Origin of the sequence: Bacillus sp. PAMC28748 (assembly GCF_014250415.1) — a bacterium.
In the GTDB taxonomy this organism is placed as follows: domain Bacteria; phylum Bacillota; class Bacilli; order Bacillales; family Bacillaceae; genus Bacillus; species Bacillus licheniformis.
This window is the reverse complement of record NZ_CP060192.1, coordinates 1,346,733-1,368,423: the sequence shown is the minus strand read 5'-3', so window position 1 is coordinate 1,368,423 and position 21,691 is coordinate 1,346,733. Positions and strand designations below refer to the sequence as shown.

General features: G+C 45.0%; 26 protein-coding genes and 1 other annotated feature. All 26 genes read right to left on the bottom strand.

The window, feature by feature from the left end; translation table 11 throughout:
• Nucleotides 1-29: 29 nt before the first annotated feature.
• The 26 genes from rpsH to rplJ all read right to left on the bottom strand — a co-directional run bounded on the left by rpsH (nucleotide 30) and on the right by rplJ (nucleotide 21,477).
• The gene (gene rpsH / locus H7F26_RS06990) at nucleotides 30-428 is read right to left on the bottom strand and encodes a 30S ribosomal protein S8 (RefSeq protein ID WP_003178355.1); all 399 of its coding nucleotides are present in this window, start codon (nucleotides 426-428) and stop codon (nucleotides 30-32) included.
• Nucleotides 429-459: 31 nt separating this feature from the next.
• Complete coding sequence (gene rpsN, locus H7F26_RS06985; RefSeq protein ID WP_003178353.1) at nucleotides 460-645, bottom strand: 30S ribosomal protein S14; 186 nt, start codon at nucleotides 643-645, stop codon at nucleotides 460-462.
• A gap of 22 nt (nucleotides 646-667) precedes the next feature.
• Nucleotides 668-1,207, bottom strand: a complete 540-nt coding sequence (gene rplE / locus H7F26_RS06980; RefSeq protein ID WP_003178352.1) for a 50S ribosomal protein L5 — start codon at nucleotides 1,205-1,207, stop codon at nucleotides 668-670.
• Nucleotides 1,208-1,232: 25 nt separating this feature from the next.
• Complete coding sequence (rplX, locus tag H7F26_RS06975; protein WP_003178350.1) at nucleotides 1,233-1,544, bottom strand: 50S ribosomal protein L24; 312 nt, start codon at nucleotides 1,542-1,544, stop codon at nucleotides 1,233-1,235.
• Nucleotides 1,545-1,579: 35 nt separating this feature from the next.
• Nucleotides 1,580-1,948, bottom strand: coding sequence for a 50S ribosomal protein L14 (rplN, locus tag H7F26_RS06970; RefSeq protein ID WP_003178347.1), 369 nt, complete (start codon nucleotides 1,946-1,948; stop codon nucleotides 1,580-1,582).
• Nucleotides 1,949-1,988: 40 nt separating this feature from the next.
• Nucleotides 1,989-2,252 (bottom strand): 30S ribosomal protein S17, encoded by a 264-nt coding sequence (gene rpsQ, locus H7F26_RS06965; RefSeq protein WP_003178345.1) that lies wholly within the window; start codon nucleotides 2,250-2,252, stop codon nucleotides 1,989-1,991.
• 24 nt (nucleotides 2,253-2,276) lie between these two features.
• Nucleotides 2,277-2,477, bottom strand: a complete 201-nt coding sequence (rpmC, locus tag H7F26_RS06960) for a 50S ribosomal protein L29 (protein ID WP_003178343.1) — start codon at nucleotides 2,475-2,477, stop codon at nucleotides 2,277-2,279.
• Nucleotides 2,467-2,901: a 50S ribosomal protein L16 gene (gene rplP / locus H7F26_RS06955; RefSeq protein ID WP_003178341.1), complete on the bottom strand. Its 435-nt coding sequence runs from the start codon at nucleotides 2,899-2,901 to the stop codon at nucleotides 2,467-2,469. Before rplP ends, rpmC begins: the two co-directional genes overlap by 11 nt.
• A 1-nt stretch (nucleotide 2,902) precedes the next feature.
• Complete coding sequence (gene rpsC / locus H7F26_RS06950; protein ID WP_003178339.1) at nucleotides 2,903-3,559, bottom strand: 30S ribosomal protein S3; 657 nt, start codon at nucleotides 3,557-3,559, stop codon at nucleotides 2,903-2,905.
• 3 nt (nucleotides 3,560-3,562) lie between these two features.
• The gene (gene rplV / locus H7F26_RS06945) at nucleotides 3,563-3,907 is read right to left on the bottom strand and encodes a 50S ribosomal protein L22 (RefSeq protein WP_003178337.1); all 345 of its coding nucleotides are present in this window, start codon (nucleotides 3,905-3,907) and stop codon (nucleotides 3,563-3,565) included.
• 17 nt (nucleotides 3,908-3,924) lie between these two features.
• Complete coding sequence (rpsS, locus tag H7F26_RS06940) at nucleotides 3,925-4,203, bottom strand: 30S ribosomal protein S19 (RefSeq protein WP_003178334.1); 279 nt, start codon at nucleotides 4,201-4,203, stop codon at nucleotides 3,925-3,927.
• A gap of 57 nt (nucleotides 4,204-4,260) precedes the next feature.
• A complete protein-coding gene (gene rplB, locus H7F26_RS06935; RefSeq protein ID WP_003178332.1) occupies nucleotides 4,261-5,094 on the bottom strand; it encodes a 50S ribosomal protein L2 in 834 nt (277 codons plus the stop codon).
• Between the two features lie 31 nt (nucleotides 5,095-5,125).
• Nucleotides 5,126-5,413 (bottom strand): 50S ribosomal protein L23, encoded by a 288-nt coding sequence (gene rplW, locus H7F26_RS06930; RefSeq protein WP_003178328.1) that lies wholly within the window; start codon nucleotides 5,411-5,413, stop codon nucleotides 5,126-5,128.
• Entirely contained in the window at nucleotides 5,413-6,036 is a 624-nt protein-coding gene (gene rplD / locus H7F26_RS06925) for a 50S ribosomal protein L4 (RefSeq protein WP_003178327.1), read from the bottom strand. The genes rplW and rplD overlap by 1 nt, the downstream gene beginning before the upstream one ends.
• 27 nt (nucleotides 6,037-6,063) lie before the next feature.
• Nucleotides 6,064-6,693 carry a 50S ribosomal protein L3 gene (rplC, locus tag H7F26_RS06920; RefSeq protein WP_003178324.1) on the bottom strand — a complete coding sequence of 210 codons (630 nt, stop codon included), beginning with the start codon at nucleotides 6,691-6,693 and terminating at the stop codon, nucleotides 6,064-6,066.
• A gap of 38 nt (nucleotides 6,694-6,731) precedes the next feature.
• Nucleotides 6,732-7,040: a 30S ribosomal protein S10 gene (rpsJ, locus tag H7F26_RS06915; protein WP_003156464.1), complete on the bottom strand. Its 309-nt coding sequence runs from the start codon at nucleotides 7,038-7,040 to the stop codon at nucleotides 6,732-6,734.
• A gap of 321 nt (nucleotides 7,041-7,361) precedes the next feature.
• Nucleotides 7,362-8,552, bottom strand: coding sequence for an elongation factor Tu (tuf, locus tag H7F26_RS06910; RefSeq protein WP_003178321.1), 1,191 nt, complete (start codon nucleotides 8,550-8,552; stop codon nucleotides 7,362-7,364).
• Nucleotides 8,553-8,671: 119 nt separating this feature from the next.
• Nucleotides 8,672-10,750: an elongation factor G gene (gene fusA, locus H7F26_RS06905; RefSeq protein ID WP_003178319.1), complete on the bottom strand. Its 2,079-nt coding sequence runs from the start codon at nucleotides 10,748-10,750 to the stop codon at nucleotides 8,672-8,674.
• 49 nt (nucleotides 10,751-10,799) lie between these two features.
• Nucleotides 10,800-11,270: a 30S ribosomal protein S7 gene (rpsG, locus tag H7F26_RS06900; RefSeq protein WP_003178317.1), complete on the bottom strand. Its 471-nt coding sequence runs from the start codon at nucleotides 11,268-11,270 to the stop codon at nucleotides 10,800-10,802.
• 165 nt (nucleotides 11,271-11,435) lie between these two features.
• The gene (gene rpsL, locus H7F26_RS06895) at nucleotides 11,436-11,852 is read right to left on the bottom strand and encodes a 30S ribosomal protein S12 (protein ID WP_003178315.1); all 417 of its coding nucleotides are present in this window, start codon (nucleotides 11,850-11,852) and stop codon (nucleotides 11,436-11,438) included.
• A gap of 104 nt (nucleotides 11,853-11,956) precedes the next feature.
• Nucleotides 11,957-12,205, bottom strand: a complete 249-nt coding sequence (locus H7F26_RS06890) for a 50S ribosomal protein L7ae-like protein (protein ID WP_011197481.1) — start codon at nucleotides 12,203-12,205, stop codon at nucleotides 11,957-11,959.
• 119 nt (nucleotides 12,206-12,324) lie between these two features.
• Nucleotides 12,325-15,924 carry a DNA-directed RNA polymerase subunit beta' gene (gene rpoC, locus H7F26_RS06885; RefSeq protein WP_185855243.1) on the bottom strand — a complete coding sequence of 1,200 codons (3,600 nt, stop codon included), beginning with the start codon at nucleotides 15,922-15,924 and terminating at the stop codon, nucleotides 12,325-12,327.
• A gap of 59 nt (nucleotides 15,925-15,983) precedes the next feature.
• The gene (gene rpoB, locus H7F26_RS06880; RefSeq protein WP_011197480.1) at nucleotides 15,984-19,565 is read right to left on the bottom strand and encodes a DNA-directed RNA polymerase subunit beta; all 3,582 of its coding nucleotides are present in this window, start codon (nucleotides 19,563-19,565) and stop codon (nucleotides 15,984-15,986) included.
• Between the two features lie 250 nt (nucleotides 19,566-19,815).
• On the bottom strand, nucleotides 19,816-20,421 hold the full coding sequence (locus tag H7F26_RS06875; protein ID WP_003178307.1) for a class I SAM-dependent methyltransferase: 606 nt from the start codon (nucleotides 20,419-20,421) through the stop codon (nucleotides 19,816-19,818).
• 139 nt (nucleotides 20,422-20,560) lie between these two features.
• Entirely contained in the window at nucleotides 20,561-20,932 is a 372-nt protein-coding gene (gene rplL / locus H7F26_RS06870) for a 50S ribosomal protein L7/L12 (RefSeq protein ID WP_003178305.1), read from the bottom strand.
• Between the two features lie 44 nt (nucleotides 20,933-20,976).
• The gene (rplJ, locus tag H7F26_RS06865) at nucleotides 20,977-21,477 is read right to left on the bottom strand and encodes a 50S ribosomal protein L10 (protein WP_003178304.1); all 501 of its coding nucleotides are present in this window, start codon (nucleotides 21,475-21,477) and stop codon (nucleotides 20,977-20,979) included.
• 69 nt (nucleotides 21,478-21,546) lie between these two features.
• Nucleotides 21,547-21,688 (bottom strand) — a sequence feature (ribosomal protein L10 leader region).
• Nucleotides 21,689-21,691 lie beyond the last annotated feature (3 nt).

Below are 21,691 nucleotides of genomic sequence, written 5' to 3'. Positions count from 1 at the left end.
ACCAAACACCTCCATTCATGTTAAACTTCTTACCAAACGTATGCTAATACTTCTCCGCCAGCCTGTTTAGCGCGGGCTTCTTTATCCGTTAACACACCTTGTGATGTAGAAAGAATTGCGATTCCAAGTCCGTTAAGCACGCGAGGCACTTCGTTTGACTTAGCGTAAACGCGCAGACCTGGTTTGCTGATTCTTTTAAGGCCAGTGATGACACGCTCGTTGTTTTGTCCGTATTTCAAGAAAACACGGATGATGCCTTGTTTGTTATCTTCAATGAATTCTACGTCACGGATGAAACCTTCTCTTTTCAAGATTTCAGCGATCTCTCTTTTCAACTTAGAAGCAGGAATTTCGAGCTTCTCATGACGTACCATGTTTGCATTACGAATACGAGTCAGCATATCTGCAATCGGATCTGTCATAACCATTATTTAATAACCTCCTTCCCATAAACGGGGATTACCAGCTGGCTTTTTTAACGCCAGGAATTTGTCCTTTATATGCAAGTTCACGGAAACAAATACGGCAAAGTTTAAATTTACGAATAACAGAGTGCGGACGGCCGCAGCGTTCGCAGCGAGTGTACTCTTGTACTTTAAACTTCGGTGTGCGTTTTTGTTTCGCAATCATTGACTTTTTAGCCACGATTTCGCCTCCCTTTCATTGATTATTTCTGGAATGGCATACCTAATTGAGTTAACAGTTCACGAGCTTCTTCATCAGTGTTGGCAGTCGTTACAATAACGATATCCATACCGCGAACTTTAGTTACCTTATCATAGTCAATTTCAGGGAAGATCAGCTGTTCTTTGATTCCTAGTGTGTAGTTTCCGCGACCGTCAAAAGATTTTTTTGAAATTCCGCGGAAGTCACGTACACGCGGTAAAGAAACAGAAATTAGTTTATCAAGGAAATCGTACATGCGCTCTCCGCGAAGAGTTACTTTCGCACCGATTGGCATTCCTTCACGAAGACGGAATCCAGCAATAGATTTCTTCGCACGAGTAACGACAGGTTTCTGACCAGCGATAAACGTTAGTTCTTCAACAGCGCTATCGATAGCTTTAGCGTTTTGAACAGCGTCACCAACACCCATGTTGATTACGATTTTTTCGATTTTAGGCACTTGCATCACAGATTTGTATTCGAACTTTTTCATTAATGCAGGTGTAATTTCTTTATTGTACTTTTCTTTAAGGCGGTTCATGAGATAGACCTCCCTTCCTTTATTACTAGTTATCTAGAACTTGCCCAGATTTTTTTGCAATACGAACTTTTTTGCCATTTTCTACTTTGTATCCTACGCGAGTCACTTCACCTGTTTTAGGATCGAGCGGCATTACGTTTGACACATGAATTGGCGCCTCTTGATTTAAAATTCCGCCTTGAGGGTTTGCTTGAGTCGGCTTTGAGTGCTTCTTCACCATGTTGACACCCTCAACGATTACGCGGTCTTTTTTAGGGAAAGCTGCAAGAATTACACCTTGCTTCCCTTTGTCTTTACCAGAGATAACCATTACTTTATCGCCTTTTTTAACATGCATCCTGATCGCACCTCCTTAGTCCGGCATTGATATCATTAAAGTACTTCTGGAGCTAGAGAAACAATTTTCATGAAGTTGTTATCACGAAGTTCACGTGCTACAGGTCCGAAGATACGAGTTCCGCGCGGGCTTTTGTCGTCACGGATGATAACACATGCATTCTCATCGAATTTGATGTAAGATCCGTCATTTCTGCGTGCACCGCTCTTAGAACGTACGACTACAGCTCTCACGACATCACCTTTTTTGACAACGCCTCCTGGTGTTGCTTGTTTAACCGTGCAAACAATGACATCACCAATGTTAGCTGTTTTGCGTCCAGAACCACCAAGCACCTTGATTGTTAACACTTCACGGGCACCAGAGTTATCAGCTACTTTTAAACGAGTCTCTTGTTGAATCATTATTTGTTACCTCCCTTCGGAAAAAAGTTTCCGAACTTTATTAGATAATAACAGCTTCTTCGACAACTTCAACTAGACGAAAACGTTTAGTCGCAGATAATGGACGAGTTTCCATGATCTTTACGATGTCTCCGATTTTAGCTTGGTTATTTTCATCATGTGCTTTGAATTTTTTAGAGTACTTTACGCGTTTACCGTAGAGTGAATGCTTTTTGTATGTTTCTACAACAACAGTAATGGTTTTATCCATTTTGTCAGAAACAACACGTCCTTGGTAGACTTTGCGCTGATTGCGTTCGCTCATGTTTTAGAGAACCTCCCTCCGGAATTATTTGTTGGCAGCAATTTCTCTTTCCCGAATCACAGTTTTCATGCGCGCGATTGACTTGCGCACTTCACGAATGCGAGCAGTGTTTTCAAGTTGTCCTGTCGCTAATTGAAAGCGAAGATTGAAAAGTTCTTCTTTAAGAGACTTTACTTTTTGTTCAATTTCAGCAGTGGTAAGGTCACGAATTTCATTAGCTTTCATTTGATTCACCACCAATTTCTTCACGTTTTACGAACTTCGTTTTAATTGGCAATTTGTGAGATGCAAGACGAAGAGCTTCGCGAGCGACTTCCTCAGACACACCAGAAATTTCAAATAAAACTTTGCCCGGTTTTACAACAGCTACCCATCCTTCAGGAGCACCTTTACCGGAACCCATCCGAACCTCTAGAGGCTTAGCTGTATAAGGCTTAGAAGGGAAAATTTTGATCCAAACTTTACCGCCACGTTTCATGTAACGAGTCATCGCAATACGTGCTGCTTCGATTTGGCGGTTTGTGATCCAAGAAGATTCTTGAGCTTGGATACCGTATTCACCGAAATGCACTTCAGTGCCGCCTTTCGCACGGCCGCGCATTTTTCCGCGATGCTCTCTGCGATATTTAACGCGTTTTGGCATTAACATATTATTTTCCTCCTTCCTCAGTTTTCTTCTTAGTAGGAAGAACCTCTCCACGATAGATCCAGACTTTTACACCAAGCTTACCGTAAGTTGTGTCAGCTTCAGATGTAGCATAGTCGATGTCTGCACGAAGTGTGTGCAATGGAACAGTTCCTTCACTGTAGTATTCAGAACGAGCGATGTCAGCGCCGCCAAGACGACCGGAAACCATTGTTTTAATTCCTTGTGCACCAGCGCGCATTGTGCGTTGGATTTGTTGCTTTTGCGCACGACGGAAAGAGATACGGTTTTCCAATTGACGAGCAATGTTATCAGCAACTAGCTGAGCATCAAGATCAGCTCTTTTGATTTCAAGAATGTTAATGTGTACACGCTTGCCAGTAAGGCTGTTAAGGGCTTTGCGAAGCGCTTCGACTTCGGAACCGCCTTTACCGATAACCATACCAGGCTTAGCTGTGTGGATCGTAATATTTACACGGTTTGCCGCACGCTCGATTTCTACTTTAGAAACTGAAGCGTCAGACAGGCGTTGATTAATAAATTCACGGATTTTCAGATCTTCGTGAAGGAAGTCAGCGTAATCTTTGCCAGCGTACCACTTAGATTCCCAATCACGTATAACCCCAATACGAAGACCGACTGGATTTACCTTTTGACCCACGAGTTATCCCTCCTTCTTTTCTGATACAACGATAGTAATGTGGCTCGTACGTTTGTTGATTTGGCTTGCACGTCCCATAGCGCGCGGACGGAATCTTTTCAACGTAGGGCCTTCGTTCACGTAAGCTTGAGTAACAACCAGGTTGTTTGCATCCATTTCGTAGTTGTGCTCAGCGTTGGCGATAGCAGATTTTAAAACTTTTTCAATAATCGGGGAAGCAGCTTTTGGCGTATGGTTTAAGATCGATACTGCTTCACCTACTTGCTTGCCTCGAATCAGGTCCATTACTAGACGTGCCTTACGAGGAGCAATACGGACTGTTCTTGCGACAGCTTTAGCTTGTTGCATTTAAAAGCCTCCTCTCATTAGCGTCTTGTTTTCTTGTCATCACTAGCATGACCTTTGTAAGTGCGAGTCGGTGCGAATTCACCCAACTTGTGACCTACCATATCTTCAGAGATGTAAACAGGCACATGTTTGCGTCCATCATAGACTGCGATTGTGTGACCGATAAATTGCGGGAAAATAGTAGAACGGCGAGACCAAGTTTTCACAACTTGTTTCTTATCCGCTTCATTTAATTTCTCGATTTTTGTCATTAGATGATCATCGACAAATGGTCCTTTTTTTAAGCTGCGAGCCATTTTGGAACCTCCCTTCGTGATTGCACTACGGTCCGATATGAACCGTAGACAACCCCGTTATTTATTTTTACGACGACGTACGATGAATTTATCTGATTTGTTCTTTTTCTTACGAGTTTTGAATCCAAGAGTTGGTTTACCCCATGGAGACATAGGTGATTTACGTCCGATTGGAGCGCGTCCTTCACCACCACCGTGCGGGTGATCGTTAGGGTTCATAACAGAACCGCGAACTGTAGGGCGAACGCCTTTCCAGCGAGAACGTCCGGCTTTACCGATGTTGATCAGTTCATGCTGTTCGTTACCCACTTGACCGATTGTTGCGCGGCAAGCAGAAAGAATCATGCGAACTTCACCGGAGTTAAGACGTACAAGAACGTATTTACCTTCTTTACCAAGAACTTGAGCAGATGTACCAGCTGAACGTACAAGCTGTCCGCCTTTTCCAGGTTTTAATTCAATGTTGTGCACAACTGTACCAACAGGGATGTTGATCAGTGGAAGTGCGTTACCTACTTTAATGTCAGCTTCTGGACCTGACATGATTTCAGTGCCTACTTGAAGCCCCTTAGGAGCTAGGATGTAGCGTTTTTCTCCGTCTACATAGTTAATTAGAGCAATGTTAGCTGAACGGTTTGGATCGTACTCAACTGTAGCAACGCGTCCAGGTATACCATCTTTATCGCGCTTGAAGTCGATAATACGGTATTGGCGTTTATGTCCGCCGCCTTGATGACGTACAGTTAATTTACCTTGGTTGTTGCGTCCGCCTTTTTTGTGAAGCGGGGCAAGCAAGGATTTTTCCGGCTGATCTGTCGTGATTTCCGCGAAATCAGAAGAAGTCATGCCGCGACGTCCGTTAGAGGTCGGTTTGTACTTTTTAATCGCCATTTTGAATTTCCCTCCTTCTTTTTACAAGTGATTAAGCTTCAAAAATTTCGATTTCTTTGCTGTCTTCAGTAAGCTTAACAATCGCTTTTCTGCGTTTGTTTGTCATACCAGAGTAGCGGCCGACACGTTTGAATTTCCCTTTGTAGTTCATGATGTTGACTTTTTCAACTTTCACTCCAAAGATTTGTTCAACAGCGTCTTTCACTTCTGTTTTGTTGGCTTTTACGTCAACTTCAAACGTATATTTTTTTTCAGTCATTAAATCAGCAGAACGTTCAGTAATGACGGGGCGCTTTAGAACATCACGAGGATCTTTCATTATGCAAGCACCTCCTCTACTTTTTCAACCGCTGCTTTCGTCATCACAAGCTTCTCGTGACCGACAACATCGAGGACGTTGATTCCGTTAGCTTCAACAACAGTAACTCCTGGAAGGTTGCGAGCAGATAGTTCAACTGTCTCGTTTGCATCCGCAGTTACGATTAAAGCTTTCTTCTCGATAGACAGACCTTTAAGGATAGCTGCCATTTCTTTTGTTTTAACCGCATCAAGATTAAGATCTTCAAGAACGATCAAGTTGTTGTCATTCACTTTAGAAGACAATGCTGATTTGATAGCCAAGCGGCGAACTTTTTTCGGTAATTTATATGCATAGCTGCGTGGTGTAGGACCGAATACGATACCACCTCCGCGCCATTGCGGTGAACGGATAGATCCTTGACGAGCACGGCCGGTACCTTTTTGACGCCAAGGTTTGCGACCTCCGCCACGTACTTCCGAACGATTTTTTACTTTATGAGTTCCTTGACGCAAGGAAGCTCTTTGCATAAGAATAGCGTCGAATACTACGCTCTCATTTGGCTCGATTCCAAATACAGAGTCGTTTAATTCGATATCACCAGCAGTAGAACCGTTTTGGTTATATAAAGCTACTTTTGGCATGATCAATTTCCTCCTTTCCTAAGAGAATTATTTAGATTTAACAGCACTTTTAACAGTGACTAGTGATTTTTTGGCACCAGGAACGTTACCTTTAACTAAAAGAAGGTTGCGCTCTGCATCTACTTTTACGATTTCAAGGTTTTGAACAGTGATTTGCTCTCCGCCCATACGTCCAGGCAACAGCTTTCCTTTGAATACACGGTTAGGGTCTACCGGTCCCATTGAACCAGGACGGCGGTGGTAGCGTGAACCGTGAGACATTGGTCCGCGAGATTGTCCGTGGCGTTTGATAGCGCCTTGGAAACCTTTACCTTTCGATGTTCCTGTTACATCTACGATTTCTCCGTTAGAGAAAATATCAACTTTGACTTCCTGACCAACTTCATACGCATCCATATCCACTCCGCGTAATTCCTTAACGAAGCGCTTAGGAGCAGTTTCCGCTTTTGCAACGTGTCCTTTTTCTGGTTTGTTGGCAAGCTTTTCACGCTTGTCGTCAAAACCGATCTGAATCGCTTCATAGCCGTCGTTTTCAGAAGTTTTCTTCTGAAGCACAACGTTAGGAGCAGCTTCGATAACAGTTACCGGAATAAGATCACCGTTTTCTGCGAAAACTTGCGTCATACCAATTTTTCTTCCTAAGATTCCTTTGGTCATTCGTCACACCTCCTATAAAGATCATTCTATATTTTAGATTAAAGTTTAATTTCGATATCGACACCAGATGGTAAATCTAATCGCATTAGAGCATCAACAGTTTGTGGTGTTGGGTTCACAATGTCGATCAAACGTTTATGTGTACGCATTTCGAATTGCTCACGAGAATCTTTGTATTTGTGCACCGCACGAAGGATTGTGTAAACTGATTTCTCAGTTGGCAACGGAATCGGACCAGAAACGCTGGCTCCGGAACGTTTAGCCGTTTCAACAATCTTCTCAGCAGATTGATCAAGGATTCTATGATCATACGCTTTTAAACGAATACGAATTTTTTGTTTTGCCATTATTTTCCCTCCTTTTCGCCTACTTACATTAGACAATTCTCCGTGAGAAAAACCTGAATCACCTTGCCATGGCAAAGCGGCCGGGTGTGTCAGCAACCTCTCACTTCATCGCAGTCAAAGACCAACATGCACTATTATACAAAATTTATAGGCATGTTGCAAGGTAATATTGAATATTACCGGCTTTTGCACACTTTTTTTATTATACAGATTCAAGCAGTGTTAATCAAGGACTTACAGGCGGAAAATAAATCCCTTTAGCATAGCGGCTCAAAATAAAAAACGAGACCCGGCTGGATCTCGTTTTTTATTTTATAAGTATTATTCGATGATTGAAGAAACAACGCCAGAACCAACTGTACGTCCGCCTTCACGGATAGAGAAGCGAGTTCCGTCTTCGATCGCGATTGTTGAAATCAATTCAACAGTCATTTCGATGTTGTCTCCAGGCATAACCATTTCTACGCCTTCTGGAAGCTGAATGATACCAGTTACGTCAGTTGTACGGAAGTAGAACTGAGGGCGGTAGTTAGAGAAGAATGGAGTGTGACGTCCACCCTCTTCTTTAGAAAGAACGTAAACTTCAGCTTTGAATTTTTTGTGCGGAGTGATTGTACCTGGTTGAGCAAGTACTTGACCGCGTTGGATTTCTTCACGAGATACACCGCGAAGAAGTGCACCGATGTTGTCTCCAGCTTCTGCATAGTCAAGAAGCTTGCGGAACATTTCAACACCTGTAACAGTTGTTTTCTTGTTTTCTTCTTGAAGACCGATGATTTCAACTTCGTCACCGACTTTAACTTGTCCGCGCTCTACGCGTCCAGTAGCAACTGTTCCACGACCTGTGATTGAGAATACGTCCTCAACAGGCATCATGAATGGCTTGTCAGTTTCACGCTCTGGAGTTGGGATGTACTCGTCAACAGCAGCCATCAGTTCAAAGATTTTTTCTTCGTACTGAGCATCTCCTTCAAGAGCTTTAAGAGCAGAACCTTTGATAACTGGTACATCGTCACCAGGGAACTCATACTCAGAAAGAAGATCGCGAACTTCCATTTCAACTAGCTCAAGAAGCTCTTCGTCGTCTACCATGTCGCATTTGTTCAAGAATACTACGATGTAAGGCACACCTACGTTACGAGAAAGAAGGATGTGCTCACGAGTTTGTGGCATTGGGCCGTCAGCAGCAGAAACAACAAGGATCGCACCGTCCATTTGCGCAGCACCAGTGATCATGTTTTTAACATAGTCAGCGTGTCCTGGGCAGTCAACGTGTGCATAGTGACGGTTGTCAGTTTCGTACTCAACGTGTGCAGTAGAAATTGTGATACCGCGCTCGCGCTCTTCTGGAGCACCGTCGATTTGGTCGTATGCCATAGCAGTACCTTTACCAGATTTCTTATGAAGCACAGTAGTGATAGCAGCTGTTAATGTAGTTTTACCATGGTCAACGTGTCCAATTGTACCAATGTTGGCATGTGATTTGGAACGGTCGAATTTTTCTTTAGCCATTCTGAAAATCCTCCTTAAAAAGGTTAGTTTTTGTTATATAGAGTGATAGAAAGTGAAAGCAATGTTTCACTTTCTCATCTTACAATAGTAGTTATACTTTAATGAAGAGGCAAAATCAATTATTCACCTTGATTTTTTTTGATGATCTCATCAGCGATGCTCTTAGGCACTTCTTCATAGTGGTCAAAGACCATTGTGAACGTACCGCGTCCTTGTGTGTTTGAACGGAGAGCCGTAGCGTAACCGAACATTTCAGAAAGTGGAACCATCGCGCGAACGACCTGAGCGTTTCCGCGTCCTTCCATACCTTCTACGCGACCGCGGCGTGACGTAATGTCGCCCATGATGTCTCCCATGTATTCTTCTGGGATAACGACTTCAACTTTGGAGATCGGCTCAAGAATAACTGGGTTACACTTGCTTGCCGCGTTTTTAAGCGCCATGGAAGCAGCGATTTTAAACGCCATTTCGTTAGAGTCGACATCGTGGTAAGAACCGTCAAAAAGTTTCGCTTTGATGTCGATAACAGGGTAACCTGCGACTACACCGTTTTGAAGTGCATCTTCAAGTCCTGCTTGAACAGCCGGAATGTATTCACGAGGAACGACACCACCGACGATTGCGTTTTCGAACTCAAAGCCTTTTCCTTCTTCGTTTGGAGAGAATTCGATCCAAACGTGTCCGAACTGTCCGCGTCCACCAGACTGACGTACGAATTTACCTTCAACTTGCGCGCTCGCACGGAATGTTTCACGATACGCAACTTGAGGAGCACCGACGTTGGCTTCAACTTTAAATTCGCGTTTCATACGGTCAACGATGATATCAAGGTGAAGCTCACCCATACCGCCGATGATCGTTTGACCTGTTTCAGGGTCAGTATGCGCACGGAATGTTGGATCCTCTTCAGCCAATTTAGCCAGTGCAGTAGACATTTTGTCTTGGTCAGCCTTAGATTTAGGCTCGATTGCAACGTGGATAACAGGCTCAGGGAATTCCATTGATTCCAGGATAACAAGGTTTTTCTCGTCGCAAAGCGTGTCCCCTGTAGTCGTGTCTTTCAAACCTACAGCAGCAGCGATATCCCCTGCGTACACAGTAGAGATTTCTTCACGGCTGTTGGCGTGCATTTGCAGGATACGGCCGACGCGCTCACGTTTGCCTTTTGTTGAGTTTCTTACGTATGAACCGGAATCAAGTGTTCCTGAGTACACACGGAAGAACGTCAATTTACCAACGTAAGGGTCAGTCATAACTTTAAATGCAAGCGCTGAGAAAGGTGCATCGTCAGAAGACTCACGAGTAACCTCTTCATCAGAATCAGGCAGAGTACCTTTGATTGCTGGTACGTCAGTTGGAGCTGGCAGGTAGTCAAGAACTGCGTCAAGCACTAATTGAACACCTTTGTTTTTGAAAGCTGAACCACATAGAACCGGATAGAACTCAACGTTACAAGTTCCTTTGCGGATTGCTGCTTTCAGCTCGTCAACTGTGATTTCTTCACCTTCCAAGTACTTCATCATAAGCTCTTCATCAAGCTCAGCAACAGCTTCAATCAAGCTAGCGCGAAGCTCTTCAGCTTTGTCTTTGTACTCAGCAGGGATTTCACGCGCTTCAGAGCGTGTTCCAAGGTCATCTTCATAGTAGTACGCAACGTTTTCTACAAGGTCGATGATCCCTTCGAAATTGTCTTCGGCGCCAATCGGTAATTGGATCGCGTGAGCGTTCGCCTCAAGACGGTCTCTAAGAGTTCCTACAGAGTAAAGGAAGTCCGCACCCGTTTTGTCCATCTTGTTGACAAATACGATACGAGGTACTCCGTAAGTTGTCGCCTGACGCCAAACTGTTTCAGTTTGCGGCTCAACGCCTGATTGTGCGTCAAGAACGGCAACGGCACCATCAAGTACGCGCAGGGAACGTTCAACCTCAACTGTGAAGTCTACGTGTCCTGGTGTGTCGATGATGTTTACGCGGTAGCCTTTCCACTGTGCAGTTGTTGCAGCAGATGTGATTGTGATACCGCGTTCTTGTTCCTGCTCCATCCAGTCCATTTGGGAAGCCCCTTCGTGAGTTTCACCAATTTTATGGATACGGCCTGTGTAGAACAAGATACGTTCAGTTGTTGTCGTTTTACCGGCATCGATGTGAGCCATGATTCCGATATTACGAGTTTTTTCTAAGGAGAACTCTCTTGCCATTGGGTCTTTTCTCCTTCCTTCTTAGGGAATAATATTTTGTCGTGTGAGATTACCAGCGATAGTGAGCGAACGCTTTGTTTGCTTCAGCCATCTTATGAGTATCTTCACGTTTCTTAACAGCAGCACCAGTGTTGTTAGCTGCATCAAGGATTTCGTTAGCTAAACGCTCTTCCATCGTTTTTTCTCCGCGAAGACGAGCGTAGTTTACTAACCAGCGAAGTCCAAGAGTCGTACGGCGTTCAGGACGAACCTCTACAGGTACTTGGTAGTTCGCACCACCTACGCGGCGTGCTTTAACTTCAAGCACTGGCATGATGTTCTTCAATGCTTGTTCGAAAACCTCCATTGCATCGTTGCCGGTACGTTCTTTAATAATATCGAATGACTTGTATAGGATTGTTTGAGCTTTACCTTTTTTACCGTCGATCATCATTTTGTTGATCAAACGAGTAACCAGTTTAGAGTTGTAAAGCGGATCAGGTAAAACGTCTCTTTTTGCTACAGGACCTTTACGTGGCATCTGATTATCCTCCCTTCTCTTGTTACGGGTTTACAGCAAGCAGAGGGATTTCACGGTTCAGCTGCCGGGATCAAACTGACGCTTGGCGCGAAAAGCCCGACGCCCTTAACAGCATTGCCAGAACTCCTTGCTTTTAAAAACCCTTTTATTTGTATTCAAACGGAATTATTTTTTCTTAGGACGTTTTGTACCGTATTTAGAACGGCCTTGTGCACGGTTTTCAACTCCGGCAGTATCAAGTGCGCCACGCACGATGTGGTAGCGTACCCCCGGTAGGTCTTTTACACGTCCACCGCGGATCAATACGACACTGTGCTCTTGCAGGTTGTGTCCGATACCAGGAATGTAGGCTGTAACCTCGATTCCGTTAGTTAAGCGAACACGGGCATATTTACGAAGCGCTGAGTTCGGCTTCTTCGGTGTCATTGTACCAACACGGGTACATACTCCGCGTTTTTGTGGTGAAGATACGTTAGTGTGCTCTTTCTTGAAGCTGTTGTATCCTTTGTTAAGTGCTGGAGACTTAGAAGTTTCAACTTTGCTTACGCGTCCTTTGCGGACTAGCTGATTAATTGTAGGCATTTTGTATTTCCTCCCTTCATTACGTTTTATAACCCACATACCCAGGTGGTTCATTTAAAAGCAAAAAACAATGCCTTTGCATAAAAGCAAAAACAACGAGTACGTTATTGAATAATGGCAACAGCTGCAGCTCCGACTTCAATTCCGCAGGCTTTGCCGAGCTTTTTCATGGACTCTGCCATTGAGACTGGAACCCCTTGTTCATTTGCCAGATTGATAACACCTGACGTCAGACAAGGATCAGCGTCCTTTGCTACGACGACTTCCTTAACAGAATTGCGCTTCAGTGCTTTGACTGTCTGCTTCGTACCGATAATAATAGATTGAGCCTGTGATACTTTATCATAAGACATCATATATCCTCCAAAGTAACAGGTTTAAATTGAGCACCTTGGTTATATTATCATCCTGAAAGAAGGATGTCAACATATGATGACAATTTTTAGTGACATCCTTCTTTAGGATTTTTTATTTATTCAGCCGGAACCATTTCATCAGATGATTGGACTTGCAATACCGGCTTCACTTTACGATAGTTCAGCATACCCGTTCCAGCAGGAACAAGCTTACCGATGATAACATTCTCTTTCAGGCCGAGAAGCTCGTCACGTTTTCCTTTGATCGCTGCATCTGTCAGGACACGTGTTGTTTCCTGGAATGACGCGGCAGACAGGAAGGAATCCGTTTCAAGCGATGCTTTGGTGATACCGAGAAGCACCGGACGGCCAGTTGCAGGGCGTTTGCCTTCAAGCAGAACTTTTTTGTTTGCTTCTGTAAACTGGTGAATATCGAGCAGCGTGCCTGGCAGCACTTCCGTGTCGCCGGCATCGATGACGCGCACTTTGCGAAGCATCTGGCGAACCATAACCTCGACGTGCTTATCTCCGATTTCAACCTCCTGCATACGATAAACCTTCTGCACTTCATGAAGCAGGTATTCTTGGACCGTGGTGATGTCAGTGACTTTCAGAAGCTCTTTCGGATCAACCGAACCTTCTGTCAGCACTTGACCACGAGAAATCTTCTCTCCTTCAGTGACTTTCAAGCGCGCGTTGTAAGGCGCCGTATATGAACGGCTTTCGACTTCGCCCTGAACGACGATTTCCTGCTGTTTATCGCGAACCTCATTGATTTCGGCCACGACACCGTCAATTTCAGAGATCGTCGCTTGACCTTTAGGGTTTCGCGCTTCAAACAATTCCTGGATACGCGGCAAACCTTGTGTAATATCGTCTCCGGCAACCCCGCCCGTATGGAAGGTACGCATCGTTAACTGTGTACCCGGCTCACCAATGGACTGGGCAGCGATGATTCCGACTGCTTCTCCGACTTCGACATCGGTTCCTGTTGCCAGGTTGCGGCCGTAGCATCGTTTACATACACCATGTGACGTATTACATGTAAATGCGGAGCGGATCCACACTTCTTCAATGCCTGCTTCGACAATTTCAATCGCTTTATCTTCGTCGATCAGCTCGTTTTCATTCACGAGCACTTCACCTGTTTCCGGATGTTTAACAGGCTTTCTCGCGAATCGGCCGACAAGACGCTCTTCAAGACGCTCGATCACTTCTGTGCCTTCCGTGATGGCTTTGGCAAGAATGCCTCGGTCTGTGCCGCAGTCAGTCTCACGAATGATGACGTCTTGGGCTACGTCTACGAGACGGCGTGTCAGGTAACCTGAGTCGGCTGTCTTAAGGGCCGTATCCGCAAGACCTTTACGCGCACCGTGAGTAGAGATAAAGTACTCGAGTACCGTTAAACCTTCACGGAAACTTGACTTGATCGGAAGTTCGATGATCCGTCCGGCCGGGTTGGCCATCAGACCGCGCATACCCGCAAGCTGCGTAAAGTTTGATGCGTTACCCCGGGCTCCGGAATCACTCATCATGTAGATCGGGTTGATTTCATCCAAGGATTTCATCAGCTTGCCTTGGATCGTATCCTTAGCTGCACTCCAGATGGAAATGACCCGTTCATAACGCTCTTCTTCAGTAATCAGACCGCGTCTGAACTGCTTCATCACGTTATCGACTTTTCCTTGCGCTTCTTCAAGGATTTCCTGTTTGTCGTCCAATACGACGATATCGGAAACACCGACCGTAATTCCGGCTTTTGTAGAGTATTTAAAGCCGAGGTTTTTCATGCGGTCAAGCATTTTTGATGTTTCTGTAATATGGAACCTTTTGAAGATCTCCGCAATGATTTTACCCAAAATGCCTTTTTTGAACGGCGGGTTGATTTCTTGGTTCTTAATGGCTTCTTTAACATCTGCACCGTAATCCAAGAAGAAACGGTCAGGCGTTTTTTCTTCAATGTTGCTCTTCGTCGGTTCGTTCATGTATGGGAACGACGGCGGAAGAATTTCGTTGAAGATCAGTTTTCCGACAGTTGTAATGAGCAGCTTGGAACGCTGTTCTTCGGTAAACGTTTCATTTTTCAATGAGTTAACCGCGACGGCTACTCTCGTATGCAAATGAACATATCCGTTTTGGTAAGCAAGCAGCGCTTCATCCGTATCTTTGAAAATCATACCTTCGCCGACTGCACCAGGGCGTTCTAGCGTCAGATAGTAGTTTCCAAGTACCATATCCTGAGACGGTGTAACAACCGGTTTTCCGTCTTTAGGGTTCAGGATGTTTTGCGCAGCAAGCATAAGGATGCGCGCCTCAGCTTGCGCTTCTGCTGATAAAGGAACGTGAACCGCCATTTGGTCACCGTCAAAGTCAGCGTTGTATGCCGTACATACAAGCGGATGAAGACGGATGGCACGGCCTTCAACAAGCGTTGGTTCAAACGCTTGAATACCTAATCTGTGAAGCGTAGGTGCACGGTTGAGAAGCACAGGGTGTTCTTTGATAACTGATTCAAGGACATCCCAGACTTCCGGCTGAACGCGCTCAATTTTACGCTTCGCGCTCTTAATATTGTGGGCAAGGCCCTTTTCAACAAGCTCTTTCATGACGAATGGCTTGAACAGTTCCAGCGCCATTTCTTTCGGAAGACCGCATTGATACATTTTCAGGTTCGGACCTACGACGATAACCGAACGTCCTGAGTAGTCAACACGTTTACCGAGAAGGTTTTGACGGAAACGGCCTTGTTTACCTTTCAGCATGTGAGAAAGGGATTTTAACGGTCTGTTTCCTGGACCTGTAACAGGACGTCCTCTGCGTCCGTTATCGATCAATGCGTCCACGGCTTCCTGAAGCATGCGCTTTTCGTTTTGAACGATAATGCTTGGCGCTCCAAGGTCCAGAAGACGTTTTAAACGATTGTTACGGTTGATTACGCGGCGATACAAATCGTTCAGATCGGAAGTTGCAAAACGTCCACCGTCAAGCTGTACCATTGGTCGCAGCTCAGGCGGAATGACCGGAAGAACGTCGAGGATCATCCATGACGGCTTATTTCCGGAATTGCGGAAGGCTTCCAATACTTCCAGACGTTTGATCGCACGTGTGCGGCGCTGTCCTTGTGACGTTTTAAGCTCTTCTTTCAGCATATCCACTTCTTTATCGAGGTCGATATCTTGAAGGAGCTTATGAATCGCTTCAGCACCCATTGACGCTTGGAATTTATTTCCGTATTTATCGAGGTACGCCCGATACTCTTTTTCAGAAAGAAGCTGTTTTTTCTCGAGCGGTGTATTGGCCGGATCTGTTACGACGTAAGAAGCAAAGTAAATGACTTCTTCCAATGCGCGCGGAGACATATCCAGCACAAGACCCATACGGCTCGGAATTCCTTTAAAATACCAGATGTGAGAAACCGGGGCTGCCAGCTCGATATGCCCCATTCTCTCACGACGGACTTTAGCCCGGGTTACTTCAACTCCACAACGGTCGCAGACTACGCCTTTATAACGAACCCGCTTGTACTTTCCGCAGTGGCATTCCCAGTCCTTTTGAGGACCGAAAATGCGCTCGCAGAATAGACCATCTTTTTCAGGTTTCAAAGTACGATAGTTGATTGTTTCAGGCTTTTTCACTTCTCCGTAAGACCATGAACGGATTTTGTCAGGTGAAGCGAGACCGATGTTCATATACTCAAAATTGTTCACATCCAGCAAGGGGCCTACCTCCCTTTTTATCTTCGGGTTATACCCTGTCACTTGCGTATAAAATTCGTTTATTCTTTTGTAACGACATCGCGTTCTGCGTCAGCAGAAACCAACTCTTCGGACTCTTCATCATTCGGCAGAGAAAGCCCTTCGTTTTGTTTCGCGTCTTCGTCGTCTTCCAAGTCTCTCATTTCGATTTCTTCTTCGTCGCTTGATAGAATTTTGACGTCCATACCTAAGCTTTGAAGCTCTTTGATCAATACTTTGAACGATTCCGGAACACCAGGTTCTGGAACATTGTCGCCTTTTACGATGGCTTCATATGTTTTCACACGGCCTACGACATCATCCGATTTAACAGTCAGGATCTCTTGTAGCGTATATGCTGCACCATAAGCTTCAAGCGCCCAAACTTCCATCTCTCCAAAACGCTGTCCGCCGAACTGCGCTTTACCTCCGAGAGGCTGCTGGGTAACGAGTGAGTAAGGACCGGTTGAACGTGCGTGCAATTTGTCGTCAACCATGTGTGCCAGTTTGATCATGTACATGATGCCGACAGAAACCCGGTTGTCAAACGGCTCCCCAGTTCGGCCGTCGTAAAGGACGGTTTTTGCGTCTCTTGACATGCCGGCTTCTTCAAGGGTTTCCCACACATCTTCTTCGCGGGCACCGTCAAATACAGGTGACGCGACATGCAGACCGAGGCGGCGTGCAGCCATACCAAGGTGCAGCTCCAACACCTGCCCGATGTTCATACGCGATGGTACGCCCAGCGGGTTTAACATGATGTCAATCGGCGTTCCGTCAGGCAGATACGGCATATCTTCCTCCGGAAGAATTTTCGAAATAACACCTTTGTTACCGTGGCGTCCGGCCATTTTGTCCCCTTCAGAAATTTTACGCTTCTGAACGATGTAGACGCGGACGAGCTGGTTAACGCCCGGAGGCAGTTCGTCTCCGTCTTCGCGGTTGAACACTTTTACATCAAGGATGATACCGCCGCCTCCGTGAGGTACACGCAGCGACGTATCACGCACTTCACGCGCTTTTTCCCCGAAGATGGCATGAAGCAGGCGTTCTTCCGCCGTAAGCTCTGTAACACCTTTAGGGGTTACTTTACCAACAAGAAGATCTCCGTCTTTTACTTCAGCACCGACACGGATAATTCCGCGTTCATCGAGATTGCGAAGAGCGTCCTCACCGACGTTCGGAATATCGCGAGTGATTTCTTCAGGTCCGAGTTTTGTATCCCGGGCCTCTGATTCGTATTCTTCAATATGAATAGACGTGTATACGTCGTCTTTTACAAGGCGTTCGCTCATGATGATGGCATCCTCATAGTTGTAGCCATCCCATGTCATAAAGCCGACCATGACGTTGCGTCCAAGGGCAAGCTCACCTTTTTCCATGGACGGACCGTCAGCTAAAATTTCACCTTTTTCAACCTCATCACCGACGCTTACGATCGGACGCTGGTTGTAGCAAGTTCCCTGGTTGGAACGGACAAACTTCAGCAGGCTGTATTTATCAAGGTTCCCTTTGACTTTCTGGCCGTCGACTTCTTCATAGCGGCGCACCCAGATGTTCTTCGCTTCCACCCGTTCAACGATTCCAGGGTGGCGGCAAATAACAGCGGCACCGGAGTCTTTCGCAGATACATATTCCATCCCGGTTCCGACGATCGGCGATTCAGGCTGCATAAGAGGTACGGCCTGACGTTGCATGTTCGCTCCCATAAGGGCGCGGTTTGAGTCATCGTTTTCCAAGAAAGGAATACATGCAGTCGCGGCAGAGACAACCTGTTTAGGCGAAACGTCCATATAGTCGACGCGGTCTTTCGGAACAACGGTGTTCTCCCCTCTGAAACGGGCGACGATGCTGTCATCCACAAAAGAACCGTCATCATTCAGGCGTGCGTTTGCCTGGGCAACGACATAGTTGTCTTCTTCATCAGCTGTCAAGTAATCGATTCTCGGCGTTACTTTTCCAGTTTCAGGATCGACGCGGCGATACGGCGTTTCGATGAAGCCGAAACGGTTCACTTTCGCGAATGAAGAAAGCGAGTTGATCAAGCCGATGTTTGGACCCTCAGGGGTTTCAATCGGACACATCCGGCCGTAGTGTGAATAGTGAACGTCACGGACTTCCATTCCGGCGCGCTCACGAGTCAAACCGCCCGGTCCGAGCGCTGACAGACGGCGCTTATGCGTCAGCTCAGCAAGCGGATTCGTCTGATCCATAAACTGAGAAAGCTGCGAGCTTCCGAAAAACTCTTTGATTGATGCGATGACAGGGCGAATATTGATCAGCTGCTGCGGCGTGATCGTGTTTGTATCTTGAATAGACATTCTTTCACGAACAACGCGCTCCATTCTGCTTAAACCAATACGGAATTGGTTTTGCAGAAGCTCTCCCACTGAACGGAGACGGCGGTTTCCTAGATGGTCGATATCGTCGGTATCGCCCACTCCGTGAAGCAGGTTAAAGAAATAGCTGATGGAAGCGATAATATCAGAAGGTGTAATATTCTTAACGCCTTCTTCGATATAAGCATTTCCAATCACATTGATTGTCTGCTCCCCTTCTTGGTCTGTCGGAGCATAGATTTTGATAGACTGAAGCGTTACTTCGTCTTCGACAACTCCGCCGTTCGGATAAAGCTTTTTAAAACCGATTCCGTTTTCAAGGTACGGCAGAACTTTATCAAGCGTTCTTCTGTCTAAAATCGCTCCTTTTTCGGCAAGGATTTCGCCTGTTTCAGGGTCGACTAGCGTTTCAGCAAGCCGCTGATTAAAAAGTCGGTTTTTGATGTGAAGCTTTTTATTAATTTTATAACGTCCTACACTCGCAAGGTCATATCTTTTCGGATCAAAGAACCTTGAATCAAGCAGGCTTTTTGCGTTTTCTACGGTAGGCGGCTCCCCTGGACGAAGACGCTCGTAGATTTCAAGAAGCGCTTTATCGGTGTTTTCCGTATTATCTTTATCAAGCGTATTGCGCAGATACTCGTTTTCACCGATGAGATCAATGATCTCTTGGTCAGATCCGAAGCCAAGAGCACGCAAAAGAACCGTAACCGGCAACTTACGTGTGCGATCGATGCGTACGTAAACAACATCTTTCGCATCAGTCTCGTATTCTAACCATGCGCCACGGTTTGGAATGACAGTCGCGGTAAAACCTTTCTTACCGTTTTTGTCTACTTTACCACTAAAATATACACTTGGAGAACGAACGAGCTGAGATACGATGACCCGTTCTGCACCGTTGATAATGAAGGTTCCAGTGTCTGTCATAATAGGGAAATCGCCCATGAAGACATCCTGATCCTTTACTTCGCCGGTTTCTTTGTTGATTAAGCGGACTTTAACCCGCAGCGGAGCTGAATAGGTCACATCCCGCTCTTTTGATTCTTCTACCGGATACTTAGGCTCGCCCAAGCTGTAGTCGATAAATTCCAGAGAGAGGTTACCAGTGAAATCCTCAATTGGCGATATGTCTTGAAACATCTCTCTAAGACCCTCATCAAGAAACCACTGATAAGAAGAGGTTTGAATTTCAATGAGATTTGGTAATTCTAACACTTCGCTAATGCGTGCATAGCTTCTGCGCTGGCGGTGTCGTCCATACTGAACTAGTTGACCTGTCAACTGATTCACCCCTCAAATCATGCGTAATATATGTGTAACAAGCATTTCTTCCTCAAATATGTAAGAAATACTTTTACAAGACAAAAGAAAAAAGGGTTTCTAATTTAGAAAACCACATCCAAAAACAAAATACCGATTTTATTAGTGTTCCCAATAATGTATATTTTATACAAACCTAGGCGTTTCTTAAAAACGGCAGCAAAATATATACATTGGCATTTTATAATGTTAACATAGCTGAAAATCCGAGTCAAACTTTTTTTGCTTTGATGATATAGTACCCTTTCTTTTTTTGAACGACTTCAACGTCCGCAAAAAGTTCTTTTAATTTTTCAATGGCAGAAGGCCCGCCTTGTTTTTTCTGAATGACGACCCACAGCTCTCCTGAAGGCCGCAAATGTTCAGCGCTTTTTTCAAAGATGGCGTGCACAGTTTTTTTCCCGGCGCGTATGGGGGGATTAGTAATAATAGAAGCGAATTTTTTTGCAGGTTCGACGTTGGCAAACAGATCACTCTGGTAGATCTTTATGTTGTCGATCTGATTATTTAACGCGTTTTCCTTCGAAAGTTCGACAGCTCTTTCATTAACATCGATCATGTGAACCATTCGATCTTCGAAATCCGCAGCAAGCGAAAGACCAATCGGGCCATAGCCGCAGCCTACATCCAAAAAATCACCTTCTGCATCCGGTTCCCGGAAAGCTTCAATCAGCAGCCTTGAGCCAAAGTCCACTTCTCTTTTTGAAAAAACTCCGCTGTCGCTGATAAAAGTAAACGTCCGGTTTCTCAAGCGAAATGCCCACATTGATCTGCTGCTTTTTGCTGAAGGTTTTTCCGAATAATAATGGTCAGTCATCACAGAACCTCCTCAGTTGGTGAACTCTCCAGATATCTTGAAACAAGATGGCTTATCTTATGCGGAAGGGACTACAATTAATTAGCAAAGAAAAAGCCCGCTTTTAAAAGCGAGCTTTCCCCTAAAGATTAGGTGAAGATTACTTAACTTCTACAGAAGCGCCAACTTCTTCAAGTTTAGCTTTAAGCTCTTCAGCTTCTTCTTTCGCAATACCTTCTTTAAGAGGTTTTGGAGTGTTGTCAACAAGTTCTTTAGCTTCTTTCAAGCCAAGACCAGTGATTTCACGAACAACTTTGATAACTTTGATTTTTTGATCTCCTGCACCAGCAAGAACAAGATCAAATTCAGTTTTTTCTTCAGCAGCACCGCCTGCAGCAGCTCCGCCAGCTACAGCTACAGGAGCAGCAGCAGTTACGCCGAATTCTTCTTCGATTGCTTTTACTAAGTCGTTCAGTTCAAGTACAGTTGCTTCTTTAACGGAAGCAATGATTTCTTCGATATTTAAAGCCATTTGTAATTCCTCCATTTTGTTTTATTTTTTAGATACTGATGCTATTAAGCGCCTTGTTCTTCCTTTTGTTCTGCAACAGCTTTAGTTGCAAGAGCAAGATTGCGAACTGGAGCTTGAAGTACGCTAAGCAACATAGAAAGCAAGCCTTCGCGAGATGGAAGTTCAGCAAGAGCTTTCACTTCTTCAACTGTGGACACTTTGCCTTCGATTACGCCCGCTTTGATTTCAAGAGCTTCGTGCTTTTTAGCAAACTCGTTAAGAACTTTAGCTGGAGCGACAACATCTTCAGTGCTGAATGCAATCGCATTCGGTCCTGTTAAGAAATCGTTCAAACCATCAAGTTCAGCTTGTTCAACCGCACGGCGAGTCATCGTGTTTTTGTACACTTTGAACTCAACGTTAGCTTCGCGAAGCTGTTTACGAAGTTCTGTTACTTCAGCTACGTTAAGGCCGCGATAGTCAACGATGATCGTTGATTTACTTTCTTTCAGTTTAGAAGTAATTTCTTCAACAACAACTTTTTTTGTTTCAATTGCGCTGCTCATGGTTACACCTCCTGTAAGATTCATCTGTGTAACACTTATACCGTTCGGTGATCACGTTCTTTAACGACATGTTCCATATAAAAAGCCTCCATTCGACATGGAGGCTGTATATACAAGCATACGTAACGCTAGAGCTGTGATATATATACACCTCGGTAGGAAATTAAGCCTTATCAGCACCTACTGTCTACGGTATAAATGGACATATTTTATT

What these genes read in the sequence shown, in the direction of transcription:
- rpsH (WP_003178355.1), bottom strand. Translation starts at nt 428, where the DNA reads ATGGTTATGACAGATCCGATTGCAGATATGCTGACTCGTATTCGTAAT.
- rplE (WP_003178352.1), bottom strand. Translation starts at nt 1,207, where the DNA reads ATGAACCGCCTTAAAGAAAAGTACAATAAAGAAATTACACCTGCATTA.
- rplX (WP_003178350.1), bottom strand. Translation starts at nt 1,544, where the DNA reads ATGCATGTTAAAAAAGGCGATAAAGTAATGGTTATCTCTGGTAAAGAC.
- rplN (WP_003178347.1), bottom strand. Translation starts at nt 1,948, where the DNA reads ATGATTCAACAAGAGACTCGTTTAAAAGTAGCTGATAACTCTGGTGCC.
- rpsQ (WP_003178345.1), bottom strand. Translation starts at nt 2,252, where the DNA reads ATGAGCGAACGCAATCAGCGCAAAGTCTACCAAGGACGTGTTGTTTCT.
- rpmC (WP_003178343.1), bottom strand. Translation starts at nt 2,477, where the DNA reads ATGAAAGCTAATGAAATTCGTGACCTTACCACTGCTGAAATTGAACAA.
- rplP (WP_003178341.1), bottom strand. Translation starts at nt 2,901, where the DNA reads ATGTTAATGCCAAAACGCGTTAAATATCGCAGAGAGCATCGCGGAAAA.
- rplV (WP_003178337.1), bottom strand. Translation starts at nt 3,907, where the DNA reads ATGCAACAAGCTAAAGCTGTCGCAAGAACAGTCCGTATTGCTCCTCGT.
- rpsS (WP_003178334.1), bottom strand. Translation starts at nt 4,203, where the DNA reads ATGGCTCGCAGCTTAAAAAAAGGACCATTTGTCGATGATCATCTAATG.
- rplB (WP_003178332.1), bottom strand. Translation starts at nt 5,094, where the DNA reads ATGGCGATTAAAAAGTACAAACCGACCTCTAACGGACGTCGCGGCATG.
- rplW (WP_003178328.1), bottom strand. Translation starts at nt 5,413, where the DNA reads ATGAAAGATCCTCGTGATGTTCTAAAGCGCCCCGTCATTACTGAACGT.
- rplD (WP_003178327.1), bottom strand. Translation starts at nt 6,036, where the DNA reads ATGCCAAAAGTAGCTTTATATAACCAAAACGGTTCTACTGCTGGTGAT.
- rplC (WP_003178324.1), bottom strand. Translation starts at nt 6,693, where the DNA reads ATGACCAAAGGAATCTTAGGAAGAAAAATTGGTATGACGCAAGTTTTC.
- rpsJ (WP_003156464.1), bottom strand. Translation starts at nt 7,040, where the DNA reads ATGGCAAAACAAAAAATTCGTATTCGTTTAAAAGCGTATGATCATAGA.
- tuf (WP_003178321.1), bottom strand. Translation starts at nt 8,552, where the DNA reads ATGGCTAAAGAAAAATTCGACCGTTCCAAATCACATGCCAACATTGGT.
- fusA (WP_003178319.1), bottom strand. Translation starts at nt 10,750, where the DNA reads ATGGCAAGAGAGTTCTCCTTAGAAAAAACTCGTAATATCGGAATCATG.
- rpsG (WP_003178317.1), bottom strand. Translation starts at nt 11,270, where the DNA reads ATGCCACGTAAAGGTCCTGTAGCAAAAAGAGACGTTTTACCTGATCCG.
- rpsL (WP_003178315.1), bottom strand. Translation starts at nt 11,852, where the DNA reads ATGCCTACAATTAATCAGCTAGTCCGCAAAGGACGCGTAAGCAAAGTT.
- H7F26_RS06890 (WP_011197481.1), bottom strand. Translation starts at nt 12,205, where the DNA reads ATGTCTTATGATAAAGTATCACAGGCTCAATCTATTATTATCGGTACG.
- H7F26_RS06875 (WP_003178307.1), bottom strand. Translation starts at nt 20,421, where the DNA reads ATGACTGACCATTATTATTCGGAAAAACCTTCAGCAAAAAGCAGCAGA.
- rplL (WP_003178305.1), bottom strand. Translation starts at nt 20,932, where the DNA reads ATGGCTTTAAATATCGAAGAAATCATTGCTTCCGTTAAAGAAGCAACT.
- rplJ (WP_003178304.1), bottom strand. Translation starts at nt 21,477, where the DNA reads ATGAGCAGCGCAATTGAAACAAAAAAAGTTGTTGTTGAAGAAATTACT.